Genomic DNA, 767 nt, shown 5'->3' with positions numbered 1-767 from the left:
GCGCGGTGCGGGTGGCCCTGACGCCGATGCACGGGGTCGGCGGCGCGCTGGCCGTCGAGGCGCGGCGGCGGGCCGGGTTCGACGACGTGCACACCGTCCCCACCCAATTCGCACCCGACCCCGACTTCCCCACCGTCGTGTTCCCCAACCCCGAGGAGCCCGGCGCCACCGACGCGCTGCTCACGCTGGCCGCCGACGCCGGGGCCGACGTGGCGATCGCGCTGGACCCCGACGCCGACCGATGCGCGGTCGGGATCCCCGACCGGACCGGCTGGCGCATGCTCTCCGGCGACGAAACCGGTTGGCTGCTGGGCGATTACATCCTTTCCCGGCCCGCCGCGGGGCCTCGGACGGTGGCGAGCACGGTGGTGTCCTCCCGGATGCTCGCGTCGATCGCCAAACACCACGGCGCAACCCACGTCGAGACGCTGACCGGCTTCAAGTGGTTGGCCCGCGCCGACGCGGACCGACCCGGCACGTTGGTCTATGCCTACGAGGAGGCGATCGGCCACTGCGTCGACCCGCCCGCCGTGCGCGACAAGGACGGCATCAGCGCGGCGGTGCTGTGCTGCGATCTGGTGGCCTCGCTGCGGGGCCGCCCGGTGTCCGACGTGCTGGATGACCTCGCCCGTCGGCACGGCGTGCACGAGGTGGCCGCGGTGCCCCGCCGGGTCGCCGATGCCGACGAGGCCGCCGCGCTGATGCAAGGGCTTCGCGATGCCCCGCCGGACCGGCTGGCCGGCCTCACCGTCACCGTCACCGACATC

The 767-nt window shown here is 74.4% G+C and carries 1 protein-coding gene; it reads left to right on the top strand.

Going from position 1 to position 767, the window contains the following annotated elements; all coding sequences use genetic code 11:
* Positions 1–767, top strand: a 767-nt coding sequence (locus tag A9X01_RS14925; protein WP_495524977.1) for a phosphohexomutase domain-containing protein, incomplete at both ends; no start/stop codon positions are given.

The organism is Mycobacterium asiaticum, assembly GCF_001668675.1.
Classification (GTDB): domain Bacteria; phylum Actinomycetota; class Actinomycetes; order Mycobacteriales; family Mycobacteriaceae; genus Mycobacterium; species Mycobacterium asiaticum_D.
The sequence above is the reverse complement of the archived record's forward strand: the minus strand, read 5'-3'. Positions and strand labels throughout refer to the sequence as shown.